Source organism: Ponticaulis sp., assembly GCF_029210165.1.
Taxonomy (GTDB): domain Bacteria; phylum Pseudomonadota; class Alphaproteobacteria; order Caulobacterales; family Hyphomonadaceae; genus Ponticaulis.
Map to the genome: position 1 here is coordinate 1,278,424 of NZ_JARGNT010000001.1, position 15,465 is coordinate 1,293,888.

The following is a 15,465-nucleotide window of genomic DNA, read 5'->3' on the forward strand; positions in this document are numbered from 1 at the left end:
GGGTGAGACTGAGATAGTCCCTCATTCACGTGTGACAAGTTGTTACTGCGAGTAACTCGCATTTGCTCTTGATAATCGTGTTTAGTTCTGCGAATGAGCCTGAAAATCATTCTCATAAAGGGAGCCCTCAAAAGGGGAGGGCAATATTTCATGACACGATTGGGCAATCGACTTCTCGGCGCAACCATGCTGTCCATGGCGCTTTCCGGCTTTGCGGCTGTGGCGGATGACGCTGACGATACGCTGGTGCAAAACACGGTCGAGGTGACGGGCAATTACCTCTACACAGATCAGGTGAACGCGCTGAAGACGCCGACGCCGATTATCGACGTGCCGCAGAGCCTGTCCATTGTGACGGCGGACCAGATTGCAGAGCAGGGCTTCAGCTCTATTGGCCAGATTGTTGAGTATACGCCGGGTGTCTCTACGTCCCAGGGCGAAGGCCACCGCGACTCTGTTGTCTTCCGCGGCGTGCGCTCGACGGCGGACTTCTTCCTCGATGGCGTGCGCGACGACGTCCAATATTATCGCCCGCTCTACAACCTGGAGCAGGTTGAGGTTCTGCGCGGCCCGAACGCGCTTCTCTTCGGGCGCGGCGGTACGGGCGGTATTCTGAACCGTGTGACCAAAAAGGGTCAGATTGGCGAAGCCTTTACAGGCTACCAGATCGGCCTGAATTCCTTTGGCGGCTATAACGGCCAGATCGATTACAATATCTCCCCGAACGACACCTCCGCGTTCCGCATTAATGCCATGTATGAAAGCCTGGAAGGCCATCGTGACTTCTTCGAGGGTGACATCTTCGCGGTAAACCCGACAGCGCGTTTCCAGCTCTCGCCGCAGACGACGCTGGATGTCTCTTACGAGTATATCGATCAGGAACGCTTCATCGACCGCGGCATCCCGACAGGCGCAGACGGGCGTCCGGTCGAAGCATTTGAGGACATTGTCTTCGGTGACCGCGACATCAACACGACCACTCTGGAAGCGCATATCCTGCGCGCAGCCGTCAGCCATGCCTTCTCTGAGAATCTGAAAGCCAATGTCAGCGCCTTCTATGGCGACTATGACAAGATGTATCAGAATTTCTATGCAGCGGGTTATGACCCGGTGACGAACATCGTCACGCTGGATGGCTATCTGGACACGACACAGCGTGAAAACCTCATCCTGTCCGGCAATCTGATTGGCCAGTTCGAGACAGGTCCGCTTGGCCATACAGTCGTCGCGGGTGCAGAATATATCGACACGACGAACAATAATGATCGCTATAACAGCTTCTTTGATCAGTCGGCGGACGATCAGGAAGACTTCTTCGTCCAGCGCCCGATCGACCTCATTAATGGCGTCGGCACGAATGCGAATGGCCTGACCACCACAAACGACTTCACTGTGGACCTGAATGACGACACGCATGCCAGCGTCGATGTCTTCTCTGCCTATGTGCAGGACGAGATTGAGATCGCGGACTGGCTTGATGTGATCGTTGGTGCGCGCTTTGACCGCTTCGAGATTGAAGTTCTGAACGTTGTTGCAAACGATACGCGGTCACGTACGGACGAAGAGATTTCTCCGCGCCTTGGCGTTGTTCTGAAGCCGCAGGAGAACATCTCCTTCTATGGCAGCTATTCAGATACCTTCCTGCCGCGTTCCGGTGAGCAGTTTGCCAACATTAATGGCGCCAACAATGCGCTCGATCCGGACACCTTCACCAACCTTGAAGCGGGTGTGAAATGGGATTTTGCCTCCGGTCTCAGCCTGACTGCTGCGATCTTCGAAATCGAGCAAAGCTCTCCGCAGGTGGCAGATAATGACCCGTCTACGCTGGATGTGATCGATTCTGAAATCACCGGTTTTGAAGCCCAGCTTCAGGGCTATCTGACAGATGACTGGTTCATCACGGCAGGTTATTCAAACCTCGACGGCGAGATTGTGAACCGGTCCGGCCCTACAGGCCTGCGCCCGCGCGAGCTGCCAGAGCATATGTTCTCCGTCTGGAGCACATATCAAGTGACAGAAGCGTTCGGCTTCGGTCTCGGCGCGACTTATCAGGATGAGAGCTTTATCGATAACGGCAATAACGCGGTTCTGCCGAGCTATACCCGTATCGATGCGGCAGCCTTTTACGATGTGTCAGAAACTCTGCGCGTGCAGCTGAATGTCGAGAACGCAACAGACGAGCTCTACTTCCCGAACGCGCACAGCACACATCAGGTGTCCGTCGGGGCGCCGCTCAATGCGCGCCTTGCCGTGATTGGCCGTTTTTAGGCGCGCGGTTCAAGTTTGAAATTACGAAAAGCGGCGGACGAAAGTTCGCCGCTTTTTTGTTGGTACCTACCGGTTCTTGCCCGGTACCCATTTAACGTCCGCTGCGCCATTTTCATTGGCGCGGCGGCCAGCCACAAACAGCCAGTCTGAAAGACGGTTGATGAAGGCCAGAGCCTCATCAGAGATTATCTCTGTCTCGTCATTATAGGCTTCGGCAGCATGACGCTCCGCGCGGCGGGCGGTCGTGCGGGCCACGTGCAGATAAGAGGCAAGCGGCGAACCGCCCGGAAGGATGAAGCTATCCAGCGGAGGGATATCGGCGTTCATCTCGTCGATCTCGGTTTCAAGGCGCTCAACCTGTTTCTGAACGATGCGCAGAGGCTCCCAGCCAAGGTCTTTGCCGCGGTCGGGCGTCGCGAGGTCGGCGCCCAGATCGAACAGATCGTTTTGTACACGGAGAATGGCGTCTTTCAGCCAGTTGTCACTAGTCGCATGCAGGGCAGCAAGGCCCAGCGCTGCATTGACTTCATCAACGGCGCCATAGGCTTCCACGCGTGCGCACCATTTTGGAACCGGCTCACCTGTTGCCAGCCGTGTTGTGCCCTTATCGCCCGTGCGGGTGTAGATCTTGTCCAGCTTTACCATTTAAAAGCTGATCATTCCGGACACGATGCCGACGCCGACCAGGAGCGCAATCGCGATGGCCTGAACGATGACGCGAAGACGCATCAGCTTGTTCGAGCGCGAGGCCTGTTCAGGGTCGGTGCGCGCCAGATTGACGATGCCGAAAATCAGAATGACGACCAGAAGCGCCATTGCGCAATACATGGCAATTGTCAGTGCCTGTTCCATGAGAACTCCGTTTCTTACGCCTCTGATATGGACCCAACGGACCTAAAAGAACAGGCGTGAATTGTCACGGGGTAACATTCAGCCATCACCTTGCGCTGAGGAAAACGTCGCCTGTGATGAAACTGGCGTGTCTGCCGCGCATTAGTCTTTCATGACTTCGTTATCTGATATTTCGCTGCCCTTCTTCAAACGAAACCCGGCGCGGCCTAATGGCCTTCGTCAACGCGTTTCGGAATTTCTGGACAGTAAATGGGCGCTGCCCTGGTGTGCGTTTATCGGATTTCTTGAGAACTCCATCATCCTGTTCGCGATGGAGCCGCTTTTTCTGCCAGCTATGGCCAGCCGCGGTCGCGGCGCATGGAAGGTCGCCGCGGCGCTGCTCATCGGTAACGTCATTGCCGGTGTGATGATGTATTTTCTGGGCATGTGGGCCGATGAGGCGCTCTTGCAGCCAGCCTTTGCCATGTTCGAGGCGACCGGCGCCTATCAGAACCTAACCAACGAGCTTCAGGCAGATGGTTTCTGGCCGCTCTTCATGGTGGGGATTACGCCAATACCGTTCCAGCTGGGCGCTGCGGCCGCTGGTGCAGCGAGCTATAGCTTCGCATTTTTCCTTCTGGCGGTGACCCTGTCACGCGCGATCCGCTATTTCACAGAAGCTGGTATCGTCATGGCGCTTGGTGAGCGCGGAGAGAAGTTTATCGAGCGCCACGAGCTGGAAATCTTCCTGCTCGGAATCGGTATCTTTGCCGGTATGGCGCTCGTCTATTTTCTGATGTGATCAGTGGTGCGGATCGACGTTGATCTTTCCGCACTTTCCGCACTTCACGATGAGGCCATGCGCATCATGGTGTGAGACATTCACAAACAGCTTCGTCTTGCAGGCGCCGCAGCGATAGGTCTCGTTGCTGTCGCCTTCTTTGACCGGTGCACCCTTGGTGTGTTCGATCACATCCATGCCAGCAACGGCAGATTCCGGAACGACGCGCATATCAAACTGAGGCATGAGGAACTTCCTTATCTATTCGCCAGACCTTGCCCGCGCAGCTTCGCGAACGGCCTGACTATATGGTTGTCCATTGATTGTTTCAGGCGAGAAGTCAATTCGCTCGTCTTCGGCGCAGTTCCAGCCGTCAGCCATACTGGTGATCACTTGCCGGGCGGCGCTGGTGACACCGCGAACGCGGCCGAATTCCACACGCGACATCACACAGGCTGAGGGCGTCTGGTCCGGCTTTATTGCGATGGAGTAGACATTGTATGCGCCGTTGGCTTCACCGGCGAGCGGCGTTTCCGAATACCCAACTGTCAGACCCAGCAATGTTTCACCCGCATAAACCCATTCAATACGCTGTCCGAGCTCGCCATCGCTGCCTCTCTGGTCAAACCTCATTTCACCTGAGTTCGCGCCAGCGTCGTTTTCAAGGCTGAGCGTCATCTGATTCAGATAGTCGTGCAGAAATAGCGTCCAGCCGTCCTCACCTGTGCACGTGAAGACCAGTGCACCCGCTGCGTTTACGCTGTCGGCGATCTCGCAATTGCTTTCAGCAAGATTGGTTCGGACGATACTGGTTTCGGGCTGATGAGTGTCCGCTCGTGCGGGCAGGCACGCCAGGCAAAGTGCAGAACTAATCAAAGGAACCATTTTCTGAATAGACAGCATGGCAGGTTTCTCCGGTCATTTCCCTGCGAACAGAGCATATTCTGAAAGACGATTTTAGCCCTTCGTCTGCTTTTTCTTTTTCGGCTTTGGTGCCGGCAGAGCCGCTGTCGTGATGCGCAGTAGCTCTGATACCCAGTCAGCATCTTCAAGCTGGTCGCCTGAAATCATGAACTGGTCTTTTGCGCCATCATAGGGCGGCCCCATCTCTTGCTCAGGGGCAAAGGCGTGGCCCTGCTTGGTTGGCTTAATGAAGAGGGTGTCGTCGCAGACCGAGGCGACAAACTTGCCGTCACGATAGAGGCCGAACTCGCCAAACATTTTGCGCGCGGAAACATCACCAGCAGAAGAGAGCTGGTCGAGTATGTAATCGACGGTGGATTGGGACGTGGCCATTCATATGCCTCTCAACGTGGGTGAATACCACTCTTGATAAAGCCTTCCAGCATTGCCGGAAAATCACTTTCGTCAGGAAAGCGGTCAAACGACATGGTCGCGCCCGTGTGCGCGGCGGGAAGCTGTTCGCAGGTGAAGGTTTCAGCAAACGGGATAACCCAGCTGGCATCATCCAGCAGAGTTGGCCGGAAATTGACGAGGCCTTCTACGAATCCGTCCGTGTAAAGCCAGTTCTTGCAATGTGTGCAGAAATGATGACGCAGACCGTCACGATGCAGACCGCCAATATCGGTCTCGCCTTCGGCGCTAAAGCCGTGCGCGGGAAGCATTAGGGTGAGTGAATAGGCGCCACCTGTCAGCTTCTGACAATCACGACAATGGCAGGCAAAGCTCGCCATAGGTGGCTCGGATATGGTCATTGTCACCTGACCGCACAGGCATTGCGCATGCCATGGAAGTTTCCAGTCTGTCATGGGCCCGGCTCCTTTTTTTGAGACCGGGCTCATGACTACAGGATTAGTTCTTCGTGTCGAGTACGCGGCGGGCGATGACCATCGCCTGAATTTCGCCGGCACCTTCGAAGATGTTGAGGATGCGGGCATCCTGCAGGAGACGGCTCACCGGATACTCCAGTGCGAAACCGTTACCGCCATGGATTTGCAGCGCATTATCTGCTGCAGCCCATGCCGCGCGGGCACCCAGAAGTTTCGCCATACCCGCTTCAAGGTCACAACGCTTGCCAGCGTCTTTCTGGCGGGCAGAGAAGTATGTCAGCTGACGTACCGCAATCAGCTCTGCAGCCATCATGACAAGCTTGTTGGCGACGCGTGGGAATTCGAAGATCGGGCGACCGAACTGTACGCGGTCGAGTGCATACTGAAGACCGGTTTCGAATGAGGACTGAGCCACACCAATCGCGCGGGCCGCTGTCTGGATGCGTGCGCCTTCGAATGTTGCCATCAGGTGTTTGAAGCCCATGCCTTCGACTTCACCGAGGAGGTTTGAGGCCGGAACTTCGAACGCGTCAAAGCCGATTTCATACTCTTTCATGCCGCGATAGCCGAGTACCTCGATTTCGCCGCCTGTCATGCCTTCAGCCGGGAACGGGGTGGCATCATCGCCGCGTGGCTTCTCGCAGAGGAACATTGAGAGGCCGGAGAAATTGTTCGTCGCAGGGTCTGTACGGGTGAGCACCGTCATCAGGTCGGCGCGGACAGGGTGGGTGATCCATGTCTTGTTGCCGGTGATTTTATATGTGTCGCCGTCTTTAACTGCGCGCGTTTTGAGGGAGCCGAGGTCAGAGCCTGTGTTCGGCTCAGTGAAGACCGCTGTTGGCAGGATTTCGCCAGACGCGATTTTCGGCAGATACTTTTCTTTCTGCTCGTCCGTGCCGCCGATAAGGATCAGCTCGCCAGCGATTTCAGAGCGCGTACCTAGAGAGCCTGTGCCGATATATGCACGGGAAAGTTCCTCGGAAACGACACACATAGCCGTCTTGCCCATGTCGAGGCCGCCAAATTCTTCCGGAATGGTCAGGCCGAATACACCGAGCTCTGCCATGTCGTTGACGACATCCATCGGGATGTATTCGTTTTTGAGGTGCCATTCGTGCGCGTAAGGCACGATGCGGTCATCCGAGAAACGGCGGAACTGGTCACGGATCATGTCCAGCGTTTCATCAAGGCCGGTATTTTCGACGGTCGCACGGCCGAGCGCATCAGGCAGGTGTTTGGCTGCGGCAGCCATGATCTCGGAAGATTTACCCTCATTGAGGAAGCGCTGGACCGCCGCAGACGAAAGGTGCTTCATTCCGTCAGCTGTCACGCCAATGTCGGACGGGCGGATTGTTTCGCCCTGGTTCATCGGAATGCCGCCAATCAGCTGGGCGCAATATTCGTGAAACAGGATTTGGGTAAGCAGCGCTTCGATTTCGCCAAACTTGCCTTCGTCGTCCAGACGGCGCGCCCATGCAGCGACTTCGCGCAGCGTTTCGCCATAGGTCGCGACCCAGCCAAAGCCGTGAGCGGCATGTTGATGGACGTCCATGAGTTTGCGGTCGATCTTGCCATCTTTGGAGACAAGTTCGTTCAGCGCCGTTTTCGCATCTGCAATATAGAGGTCTACGCTGGATACGGCCTCATCCATGCAGGCGATGAGGTCGGGCATAATAATGCTGGCTGAAGCAGTTTCAGCCGTCGTTGCGGGCATGTTCATCTTATATTTCCTCCAGAGATGGGTTTAATTAGCGCGCTCATACCGCTCTGACCATATGCTGCGACGCAGCGACGCGGATTTTTTTGCTATTCTGCGTCATTATTGCGACGCGCACGCCATGTGCCCGCGCGTATGATTGGTTCCCAATATTAGAAAAATTTAAGAATGCACCCCGCCACGGAACAGCCGGATGGGGTTGGCCGTTTTCTCTGCATCGGTCCGCAACGGTCCAAAGCAAAACAGGAGGACATCCTATGAAAACGCTTATCGCATCTACGGCACTTGCTGCCGCAATGATTACACCAGCGGCTTTTGCAGGTGAGGAAACATACACAAAAACTGAAACAGACGTCGCCGTCGCAGCCGACGTCACACTGACGGGGTTCACCGATGACAACGATTGGGTCAATAAGCCAGTATTTGATGAAGAAGGTCAGCCAGTCGGAGAAGTCGAGCGCGTATCCTTTAACGATGATGGCGCTGTCAGCGACATCGTGGTGGAAACGGGCGGCATCCTCGAAGTCGGCGGCGAAGAGATCCTCGTCACTGAAAGCGAGTACACCGTAGTCGTCGCACAGGGTGACGAAGACGAGTCCGAAATCCGTCTGGAAATGACCGCAGCAGAGTTTCTTGATCTGCCAGCGTTTGATGAAGACCTCGTGTCCGAATATCCGCTGTCTGACAACGATCTTGTAGATGGCGTTGACGAGTCCGAGGGCGAAATCGATGACCAGATCGGCTCAAGCGAGACCGGCGTGGACCTCGAGACAGGTACGCGCACAGACATCGACCTGTAAGTCAGGTAGAGTGTAGAGTGAAAAGGGCGTCGCATATGCGGCGCCTTTTTTCTGTCTGACTTAGCTGCGCCACCTCAGAACACGCGGCTCGATCGGGTTTTCAAATTCGGCGTTTTCAGTGCGGGCCTTCACCCAGGCGCGTTTAAGCACCTGGTACCATTTTGCCTGAACATCAATGTCATCAATCCACATCATGTTCTTCTGGTACTTCATGCCCTCATTCTGAAGGTTCACCATGTCGCCGTCCTGATTGAGGAACATGCGTGCGGCCGGAATGAGGATCGGCTTCATAACAGAGAGAAGCGGGGCATTGGCCCAATAAGTGACCTGCGTGATGCGGGTCTGTTTCTCTTCGATTGGCGTTAGGCAGGTCAGGGTGAACAGCGTCGCCTTGTCATTTTCAACGATTTCCCAGCGGAAGCCCGGAATTTGAAAGGCAATCTCGGTTGAGACCTTGCCGCCAAAGAGCGCCTTATACGCCAGCGAGTTGCCCGATGGCTGGTGGCGTTCAATCGCCCAGCCACGTGTCTTAGGCACGAATTGCTTTTCTTTGACTCTGAAGCCGGTGGAAGGCGGACGCCACCACCATTGGTTATGCACGAATGGCACGTGGGCGGGATCCATCAGGCCAACGACCGCGTCATCCATATGAGCGTTGAAGATTTCCGAGACTACAAAGCGCGGCTTGTCCGGAATGTCGCCGAAATCAGGTGGCGGCACGACGGGCGGCTCGGTCGAGCGTGGATTGTCCGAAATATAGACGAACACCATGCCTTTGGCTTCGTGGATCGGGTAGGAACGCACCTTCACCTTGCTCGGGCCGTAAGGGTCACCATCAACAAGCGATGGCATATGTTTACAGACGCCATCGGTGCCGAAGCGCCAGCCATGATACGGGCACTGAACCGTTGGCTCGCCATCGGTGTCGACCTGTTGGCCGGCAGAGAGCGGCACGAGGCGGTGCGGGCAGATATCGCGCATAGCAAACGCTTCGCCCGCTTTTGTCCGGCCAACCATGATTGGCTGGCCAAGCAGGATTTCGCGGCGTTGTTCGCCCGCTTTCAGATCCTTTGATGTGGAAATGAAATACCAGCTATCGGTCAGCCAGCCTTCTGGGGTCTGTCCGGTTTTTGCTGCCGCGTCTGCCATATCGCTACCTGTTATTCGCTCGACATGGCGACCATGATTTGCGCGTAACCGCGTGCCATGCGTTCGAGATTATCAACTGAAATGCGCTCATTGGTTCCGTGGAACCCCTGAAGATCGCCGATAGGTAACACGCCGGGCGCAAATCGGTAGATGTTGTCTGAAATTTCTGTGGTCCAGCGGGAATCCGTCGCACCCAAAACGAGCGCTGGAACGGCCGGAACGCCGCCGCCGGCATCACTCGCCACGGACGCCAGCACCTGATAGGCGCGATTTTCAGTCGGGGAGACTGGGGAGGCCTCAGAGCCAATGCCGCCAGACTGGTCGACGTCAGCTGTGACGCCATCAATGTCGGAGATCACATCACGGACGTGTGCGAGCACGGTTTCTACGCTGTCATTCGGGTGGATGCGGAAATTGACCAGCGCGTAGGAGTTCTGTGGCAGAACGTTTTCCTTGATGGAGCCGGAAATCATGGTCGGCGCTGTCGTTGTGCGGATCATCGCGTTTGAGGCACCATCAGCGGCAAACTGGTCTTCGATCATCGGGCGGAACAGCCACTGGTTGGCAAAGGCCATTCGCGTCATGAATGGCATGTCTGCGGCGACAGATGAAATCATTTCCGACATGGGCGGGCGGGAGAAGTCCGCCGGCATTTGCTGCTCATCCAGCGCGACCAGCGCGCGGGAGAGCTGGACGTTTGCTGAATTGCGCGGCGGTGTGGAGGAGTGACCACCCTGCGCGGTAGATGTCAGCCGGATGGTGACATAGCCTTTCTCTGCAATGCCGATCACGCCGGTCGACGCGCCGGTCAGTGGAAACGGATCAACGATGAAATAGCCTTCATCGAGGACCATCTCCATACGGATGTCGCGTTCCTGAAAGAAGTCGACGCCAGCTTGCGCTCCTGAGCCTGAGACTTCCTCGTCATGGCCGAACATAATCCAGATGGAGCGTGTCGGCTGATAGCCGGATGCCGCGAGCGCTTCGGCAGCTTCCATAATCGTGATGAGCGAGGTTTTGTTGTCGACCGTGCCGCGGCCATAGACATAGCCATCCTGCACGATGCCCGCGAAAGGCGGCGCGTCCCACTGATCTTCCGTGCCAAGATTGATCGGCACAACGTCCTGGTGCGCCATCAGAAGGATCGGGTCGAGCGAGGTGTCCGAGCCCTGCCAGCCATAAAGAATCGTGTGGTCTGCCACGAGGTGGCGTTCTGCAGCGGCATTGAAAGCCGGATAGGTCGTCTGAAGGTAGTCGCGCAGCTCGAGCCACGGGCCTTCCTGTCCCGGGCGCGGGTCGCCCGCAGTGAGGGTGATGGTCGGTAGCTGGAGAATGTCGGAAAGGTGTGTGGCGATCTCGTTGGAGCTGAATTCCGGAACAGCTGGAAGCTCAATTCGGGAGGCGTCATTGCTCTTACCGAAGGTCATTGTTCTGACAACGACAACAGCAACCAGAACAAGGGCGAGTAACACCAGCAGTCCTATGAACTGCCCGATCCGCTTCAACATATTAATGACCTTCCCGAATATTTTTATGATTCTTAACACTGTTGTCTCGAACGGCGCAAAACCCAAGAAAATTGGTAGAAATTTATTCACCATAACGGGCGTAATCTGGGTGATGGCTTAAATACGAAGAGGGTTGGGAGTCCCGTCGCGTTGCTGGCCGGATACCTGGGGGTAGAGTTGAGTACAGAAACTATCAGAACGCTGGTTCTGGATGACAATCGACAGATGCGTCGCCTGATCAGCGTGACGTTGGAAGCGTTTGGCATCAAGAAAATCTACGGAGCGAACACGATTGAAGAGGCAATGGACCTTTATCGTGACCACCGTTTTGATCTCGTCATTGCCGATCAGCGCATGGGGAATACGTCGGGGCTCGAGTTTGTACGCTGGCTGCGCGCGCAGGCAGACCGGTCGACCAGCTTTGTGCCTGTCATCGTGATCTCCTCATACTCAGAAAAGACACGTATTATCGAGGCGATTAACGCCGGAATTGACGAGTTTCTGGTGAAGCCGTTCAAGCCGGTTGATCTGGCGCGCCGCATTGATGCGGTGACGTTTAAACGACGTGATTTCATCCGTACGCTGGACTATTTCGGGCCAGACAGGCGCCGCTTCAAGAATCCTCACTACACAGGGCCGATGAAACGCGCTGATGATGTTGTTGCCGATTATGAGGAGTTCGAAATCGGCTAGGCCGGGTGACGCCTCCAGACTGTCCAGATATTGAGCGTTCGATCAAATACGCGTGCTTGTCGCTGGACAGATGAAAATCACAGCTTAGGCTGCGCCGTTCAAATCTAGAGATCGGGGCGCATTGGGGCAGCCCGATCCGTAAAAAGATTAAAGGGCACATCATGGACGGCTTCGTTCAAATTCTTGAGACCGTTAACGGTCTCGTCTGGGGATCTGCTGACTCCCTCATTGGTGCGATTGATTATCCGCCGGTACTTCTTCTCCTTCTCGGTACCGGTCTTTATCTCACTGTTCGCCTCGGCTTTATGCCGATCCTCAAAATTCCATACGCTTTCGGCCAGCTGTTCAGCAAAGACCACAATAAGGATGAAGGCGACGTGTCGCCGTTCGGCGCGCTGATGACAGCGCTCTCTTCCACAATCGGTACGGGTAATATCGCTGGTGTGGCGGTTGCCATTGCCATTGGTGGCCCGGGTGCGGTCTTCTGGATGTGGATGACGGCGCTTGTGGGTATGGCGTCGAAATTCTGCGAAGGCGTACTGGCTGTAAAATTCCGCGAAGTTGATGAAGAGGGCCGCCATGTGGGTGGCCCTATGTACTACATCAAGAACGGTATGGGATCGAAATGGGCCTGGCTTGCCAGCCTGTTTGCGATTTTCGGCATTCTGGCCGCGTGGGGGACAGGCGCGTCTATTCAGGCAAACTCGATTGCTGACGCACTGAACGCAAACTATGGCGTTGCACCATGGGTGTCAGGTCTCGTTCTCGCAGGTGCTGCGGCAGCTGTGATCCTCGGCGGTATCTCACGTATCGCGGCTGTGGCTGAGAAGCTGGTTCCGGCGATGGCGATTGGTTATCTCGTGGCTGGTATCATCGTTGTTGCGATCAACGCGCCTGAAGTTCCGAACGCTTTCATGCGTATCATCACGAACGCATTCGGCTTCCGTGAAGCGTCTACAGGTATCACAGTCGGTCTTCTGCTGCTGGCGATGCAAAAGGGTGTTGCGCGCGGCATCTTCTCGAACGAAGCCGGTCAGGGCTCTGCCCCGATTGCGCACGCCGCAGCGCGTAACAATGACCCGGTAAACCAGGGCATCGTCGCGATGCTCGGTACGTTCATTGATACGATTGTCGTGTGCTCGATCACCGCGTTTGTCATTCTGACATCGGGTATGATCCCTGAGATGTGTGAACCGTTCATTCGTCCGGATCTCGTCATGCTGCCTGAGGGCTGTGAGACGGGCGCGCCGTTGACGGTTATGGCCTTTGAAAAGGCACTGCCGGGCATTGGTAGCCACATTGTTGCGATTGGTCTGGCTGTCTTCGGCTTCACCACAATTCTCGGCTGGAGCTATTACGGCGAACGCTGCTGCGAATATCTGTTCGGTGTGAAAAGCATTTTCGCATTCAAAATCAGCTGGATCGTTGTCGTCTTCGGCGGTGCGTTCGTTCTGATGCTTGAAGAAGGCGGTGCGGTGACTGACGTCGTCAGCCTGTTCTGGCTGCTGGCAGATACGCTGACCGGCCTGATGGCCGCGCCAAACCTCGTTGCACTTCTGGTGATGTCACCACTCGTCGCGGCGATGACGAAAGCGTATTTCGATCGCAAGGACACGCCGGACGCTTAAGTCGCGTCGGTTGATTTAACGAAAACCCCGGAGTTCAGGCTCCGGGGTTTTTGTTTGAGGGGTGCCCCGCCCACGGATATGCCTTGTTTTGACCGCGAGGCTGTCCAATAAGGTGGCCATAACAACAAACCCGACGGGAGGCAGGTTCGGACATGGTGAATTCTAACGTTAAGGCAGTGATCTGGGATTTTGGAGGCGTTTTCTCCTCCTCTCCGTTCGAGGCGTTCAACCATTACGAGGCCGAAAAGGGCCTGCCAAAGGATATCATCCGGAAGATCAACTCCATCAATCCGGACACAAATGCATGGGCCTTGCTGGAGCGTTCAGAGCTCACGCCAGACGAGTTTGACAAGACGTTCGCTGAAGAGGCCAAAGCGCTGGGCTACACCATTCCGGGTAAAGATGTTCTGGGATTGCTGTCTGGCCGTCTGCGTCCAGCCGTGTTCGAGGCGCTTAAAACCTGCAAGAAACACTTCGCCGTCGCCTGCATTACCAACAATGCGCCGATTGGCAAAAGTCCGTCCATGACGTCTGATCCCGAGAAGATCAAAGCGGTGGCTGAAATCTTTGCGAACTTCGATCATGTGATCGAAAGCTCCAAGGTTGGCTTGCGTAAGCCTGATCCGAAAATATATGAATTGATGTGTGAGGCTCTGAATGTTGAGCCCGCAGCGTGCGTGTATCTCGATGATTTAGGTATCAACCTCAAGCCTGCGCGAGCCATGGGCATGACCACCATCAAGGTGCTCAATGAAGCCCAGCTACTCAGCGATCTCTCGGAGGCGACCGGACTGGAGTTCTGATGACGCGTATCCGGCATGCCATTCTAGCTAGCTGTCTGCCTGTGCTTATTGTGCTGGGCGGATGCGATCTGTCTGACGAGATCGATGCGCGGCGCGCCCCTGCGAGCGAGGTCGGTGACGCGCCAGCGCCGCCGCCCGTCTTCAGCAGTGAAACGGAAGAGCTTCCGGAAGCGGTTCTGGCCCAGCGCAATGCGCTGCTTGATGTTCTCGGACGTGATTCTGTGCGCCAGCTTGCGCGCTATGCCGATCAGTTTCAGGGCTTTCGGTCCAACTATGGCGACCTCAGCCATTATGAGCACTGGTATCTGCTTCGACGCGCCGGCATCGACCCTGTAGAGGCGACGCTCCAGATTCTGGACGAGCCCTATGCCGTCAAAGATTTTGGTGCAGAGAAATACTTTATCTGGCCGGACTTTGCGGGCCGGACGAATGAAGAGCTACAGCATGACCGGCTCACCTTTTCCGAGCGTGCGCGTATCCTCAATCTGATCGGTGAGGACGGGCTGGAGCGTATCCGCAATGGCGAGAGCTATCCGGGCTTTCGTCTGGCCATCCGCGAGGATGGTACCTGGGTCTATCTGCTACAGGACAACTAGGCGCCCCGCGCTCCAAAACCCATTGCCAAATGAACGCCCACGTTCCACTGTCCGCGCAAACTGACAGAGGGAGAAAGTCATGGGTCGTGTTTCCGGTAAAAAAGCGATTGTTACAGGCGCAGCGCAGGGGCTTGGCGCAGCGATTGCCACCATGCTGGCCAAAGAGGGCGCGAAGGTCATGCTGACCGACCTCAATGGCGATGGTGCAGCAGACACCTGTGCGCGCATCAACGAGATGTATCCGGGTAGCGCATGGTCCATGCAGCACGACGTAACCGACGAAGAGCGCTGGCAGGATGTCGTTACTGCCTCTGTTGAAGAGATGGATGGTCTCTCAATCCTCGTGAACAATGCCGGTATTGGCGCGGGCGGTACGGTTGAAGACCTGCCATATGCGCAATTCAAAAAGGTCATGGATGTCGACGTCGATTCCATCTTCCTCGGCTGTAAATATGCCATCCCTGCCATGGAAGAGTATTCGCCGGGCTCTATCGTGAACATTTCATCGATTGCGGGCCTGATCGCGTCCGGCAATTACGTCGCTTACAACACGGCCAAAGCAGGGGCGTGGATGATCTCCAAATCTGTCGCGCTGCATTGCGCGAAAAAGAAGAACGGCATCCGTTGTAACTCTGTCCACCCGACCTTTATCGACACGCCAATTCTTGACCGTACGAAGGAAATGTTCGGAGCGGACGAGGCGCTCGCCAAGCTGGCCCGCCAAGTGCCGCTCGGAAAGGTCGGTGATCCGGACGATGTGGCCTATGCGGTCCTTTATCTCGCGTCTGATGAATCTAAATTTGTCACCGGCGCGGAACTGAAAGTCGATGGCGGCATTTCAGCGATGTAAATTGCGTGAGGGAGTGCTAAGCGCTCCCTCAGTTTGATGTCTTTAGATGGA

At 55.7% G+C, this 15,465-nt stretch carries 17 protein-coding genes; 8 read left to right on the plus strand and 9 right to left on the minus strand.

What is annotated here, in order from left to right; all coding sequences use genetic code 11:
- The first annotated feature begins 150 nt into the window (after nt 1-150).
- Nucleotides 151-2,268, plus strand: a complete 2,118-nt coding sequence (locus P1U45_RS06350; RefSeq protein WP_301058265.1) for a TonB-dependent siderophore receptor — start codon at nt 151-153, stop codon at nt 2,266-2,268.
- Nucleotides 2,269-2,334: 66 nt separating this feature from the next.
- Here the strand turns inward: P1U45_RS06350 and P1U45_RS06355 are convergent, their stop codons facing one another.
- Complete coding sequence (locus P1U45_RS06355; RefSeq protein WP_301058266.1) at nt 2,335-2,913, minus strand: cob(I)yrinic acid a,c-diamide adenosyltransferase; 579 nt, start codon at nt 2,911-2,913, stop codon at nt 2,335-2,337.
- Complete coding sequence (locus tag P1U45_RS06360) at nt 2,914-3,120, minus strand: twin transmembrane helix small protein (protein ID WP_301058267.1); 207 nt, start codon at nt 3,118-3,120, stop codon at nt 2,914-2,916.
- Between the two features lie 151 nt (nt 3,121-3,271).
- On the opposite strand from P1U45_RS06360, the gene P1U45_RS06365 reads away from it, so the two are divergent.
- Entirely contained in the window at nt 3,272-3,901 is a 630-nt protein-coding gene (locus P1U45_RS06365; RefSeq protein WP_301058268.1) for a VTT domain-containing protein, read from the plus strand.
- On the opposite strand, the gene P1U45_RS06370 is transcribed toward P1U45_RS06365, so the two are convergent.
- The 5 genes from P1U45_RS06370 to P1U45_RS06390 are packed head-to-tail and all read right to left on the minus strand — an operon-like array spanning nt 3,902 to nt 7,384.
- Nucleotides 3,902-4,126 carry an MJ0042-type zinc finger domain-containing protein gene (locus P1U45_RS06370; RefSeq protein WP_293610021.1) on the minus strand — a complete coding sequence of 75 codons (225 nt, stop codon included), beginning with the start codon at nt 4,124-4,126 and terminating at the stop codon, nt 3,902-3,904.
- 15 nt (nt 4,127-4,141) lie between these two features.
- Nucleotides 4,142-4,783: a hypothetical protein gene (locus tag P1U45_RS06375; RefSeq protein ID WP_301058269.1), complete on the minus strand. Its 642-nt coding sequence runs from the start codon at nt 4,781-4,783 to the stop codon at nt 4,142-4,144.
- Between the two features lie 54 nt (nt 4,784-4,837).
- Nucleotides 4,838-5,176 carry a TfoX/Sxy family protein gene (locus tag P1U45_RS06380; protein WP_301058270.1) on the minus strand — a complete coding sequence of 113 codons (339 nt, stop codon included), beginning with the start codon at nt 5,174-5,176 and terminating at the stop codon, nt 4,838-4,840.
- Between the two features lie 11 nt (nt 5,177-5,187).
- A complete protein-coding gene (locus tag P1U45_RS06385) occupies nt 5,188-5,649 on the minus strand; it encodes a GFA family protein (RefSeq protein WP_301058271.1) in 462 nt (153 codons plus the stop codon).
- 43 nt (nt 5,650-5,692) lie between these two features.
- On the minus strand, nt 5,693-7,384 hold the full coding sequence (locus tag P1U45_RS06390) for an acyl-CoA dehydrogenase family protein (protein ID WP_366144985.1): 1,692 nt from the start codon (nt 7,382-7,384) through the stop codon (nt 5,693-5,695).
- Nucleotides 7,385-7,644: 260 nt separating this feature from the next.
- Between P1U45_RS06390 and P1U45_RS06395 the strand changes: the two genes are divergently transcribed.
- On the plus strand, nt 7,645-8,187 hold the full coding sequence (locus P1U45_RS06395; protein WP_301058273.1) for a PRC-barrel domain-containing protein: 543 nt from the start codon (nt 7,645-7,647) through the stop codon (nt 8,185-8,187).
- 60 nt (nt 8,188-8,247) lie between these two features.
- Here P1U45_RS06395 and P1U45_RS06400 read toward each other — a convergent pair whose 3' ends face one another.
- Nucleotides 8,248-9,336: an aromatic ring-hydroxylating dioxygenase subunit alpha gene (locus P1U45_RS06400; RefSeq protein WP_301058274.1), complete on the minus strand. Its 1,089-nt coding sequence runs from the start codon at nt 9,334-9,336 to the stop codon at nt 8,248-8,250.
- Between the two features lie 11 nt (nt 9,337-9,347).
- Nucleotides 9,348-10,844: a M20 family peptidase gene (locus P1U45_RS06405; RefSeq protein WP_301058275.1), complete on the minus strand. Its 1,497-nt coding sequence runs from the start codon at nt 10,842-10,844 to the stop codon at nt 9,348-9,350.
- Nucleotides 10,845-11,021: 177 nt separating this feature from the next.
- On the opposite strand from P1U45_RS06405, the gene P1U45_RS06410 reads away from it, so the two are divergent.
- The 5 genes from P1U45_RS06410 (at nt 11,022) to P1U45_RS06430 (ending at nt 15,414) form a co-directional block, all read left to right on the plus strand.
- Nucleotides 11,022-11,537, plus strand: a complete 516-nt coding sequence (locus P1U45_RS06410) for a response regulator (protein ID WP_301058276.1) — start codon at nt 11,022-11,024, stop codon at nt 11,535-11,537.
- Between the two features lie 161 nt (nt 11,538-11,698).
- The gene (locus P1U45_RS06415) at nt 11,699-13,165 is read left to right on the plus strand and encodes an alanine/glycine:cation symporter family protein (protein ID WP_301058277.1); all 1,467 of its coding nucleotides are present in this window, start codon (nt 11,699-11,701) and stop codon (nt 13,163-13,165) included.
- A 152-nt stretch (nt 13,166-13,317) separates the two neighbouring features.
- A complete protein-coding gene (locus P1U45_RS06420) occupies nt 13,318-13,968 on the plus strand; it encodes an HAD-IA family hydrolase (RefSeq protein WP_301058278.1) in 651 nt (216 codons plus the stop codon).
- Nucleotides 13,968-14,564, plus strand: a complete 597-nt coding sequence (locus P1U45_RS06425) for a hypothetical protein (RefSeq protein WP_301058279.1) — start codon at nt 13,968-13,970, stop codon at nt 14,562-14,564. The genes P1U45_RS06420 and P1U45_RS06425 overlap by 1 nt, the downstream gene beginning before the upstream one ends.
- A gap of 79 nt (nt 14,565-14,643) precedes the next feature.
- A complete protein-coding gene (locus tag P1U45_RS06430) occupies nt 14,644-15,414 on the plus strand; it encodes an SDR family oxidoreductase (RefSeq protein ID WP_301058280.1) in 771 nt (256 codons plus the stop codon).
- The last annotated feature ends 51 nt before the right edge of the window (nt 15,415-15,465 follow it).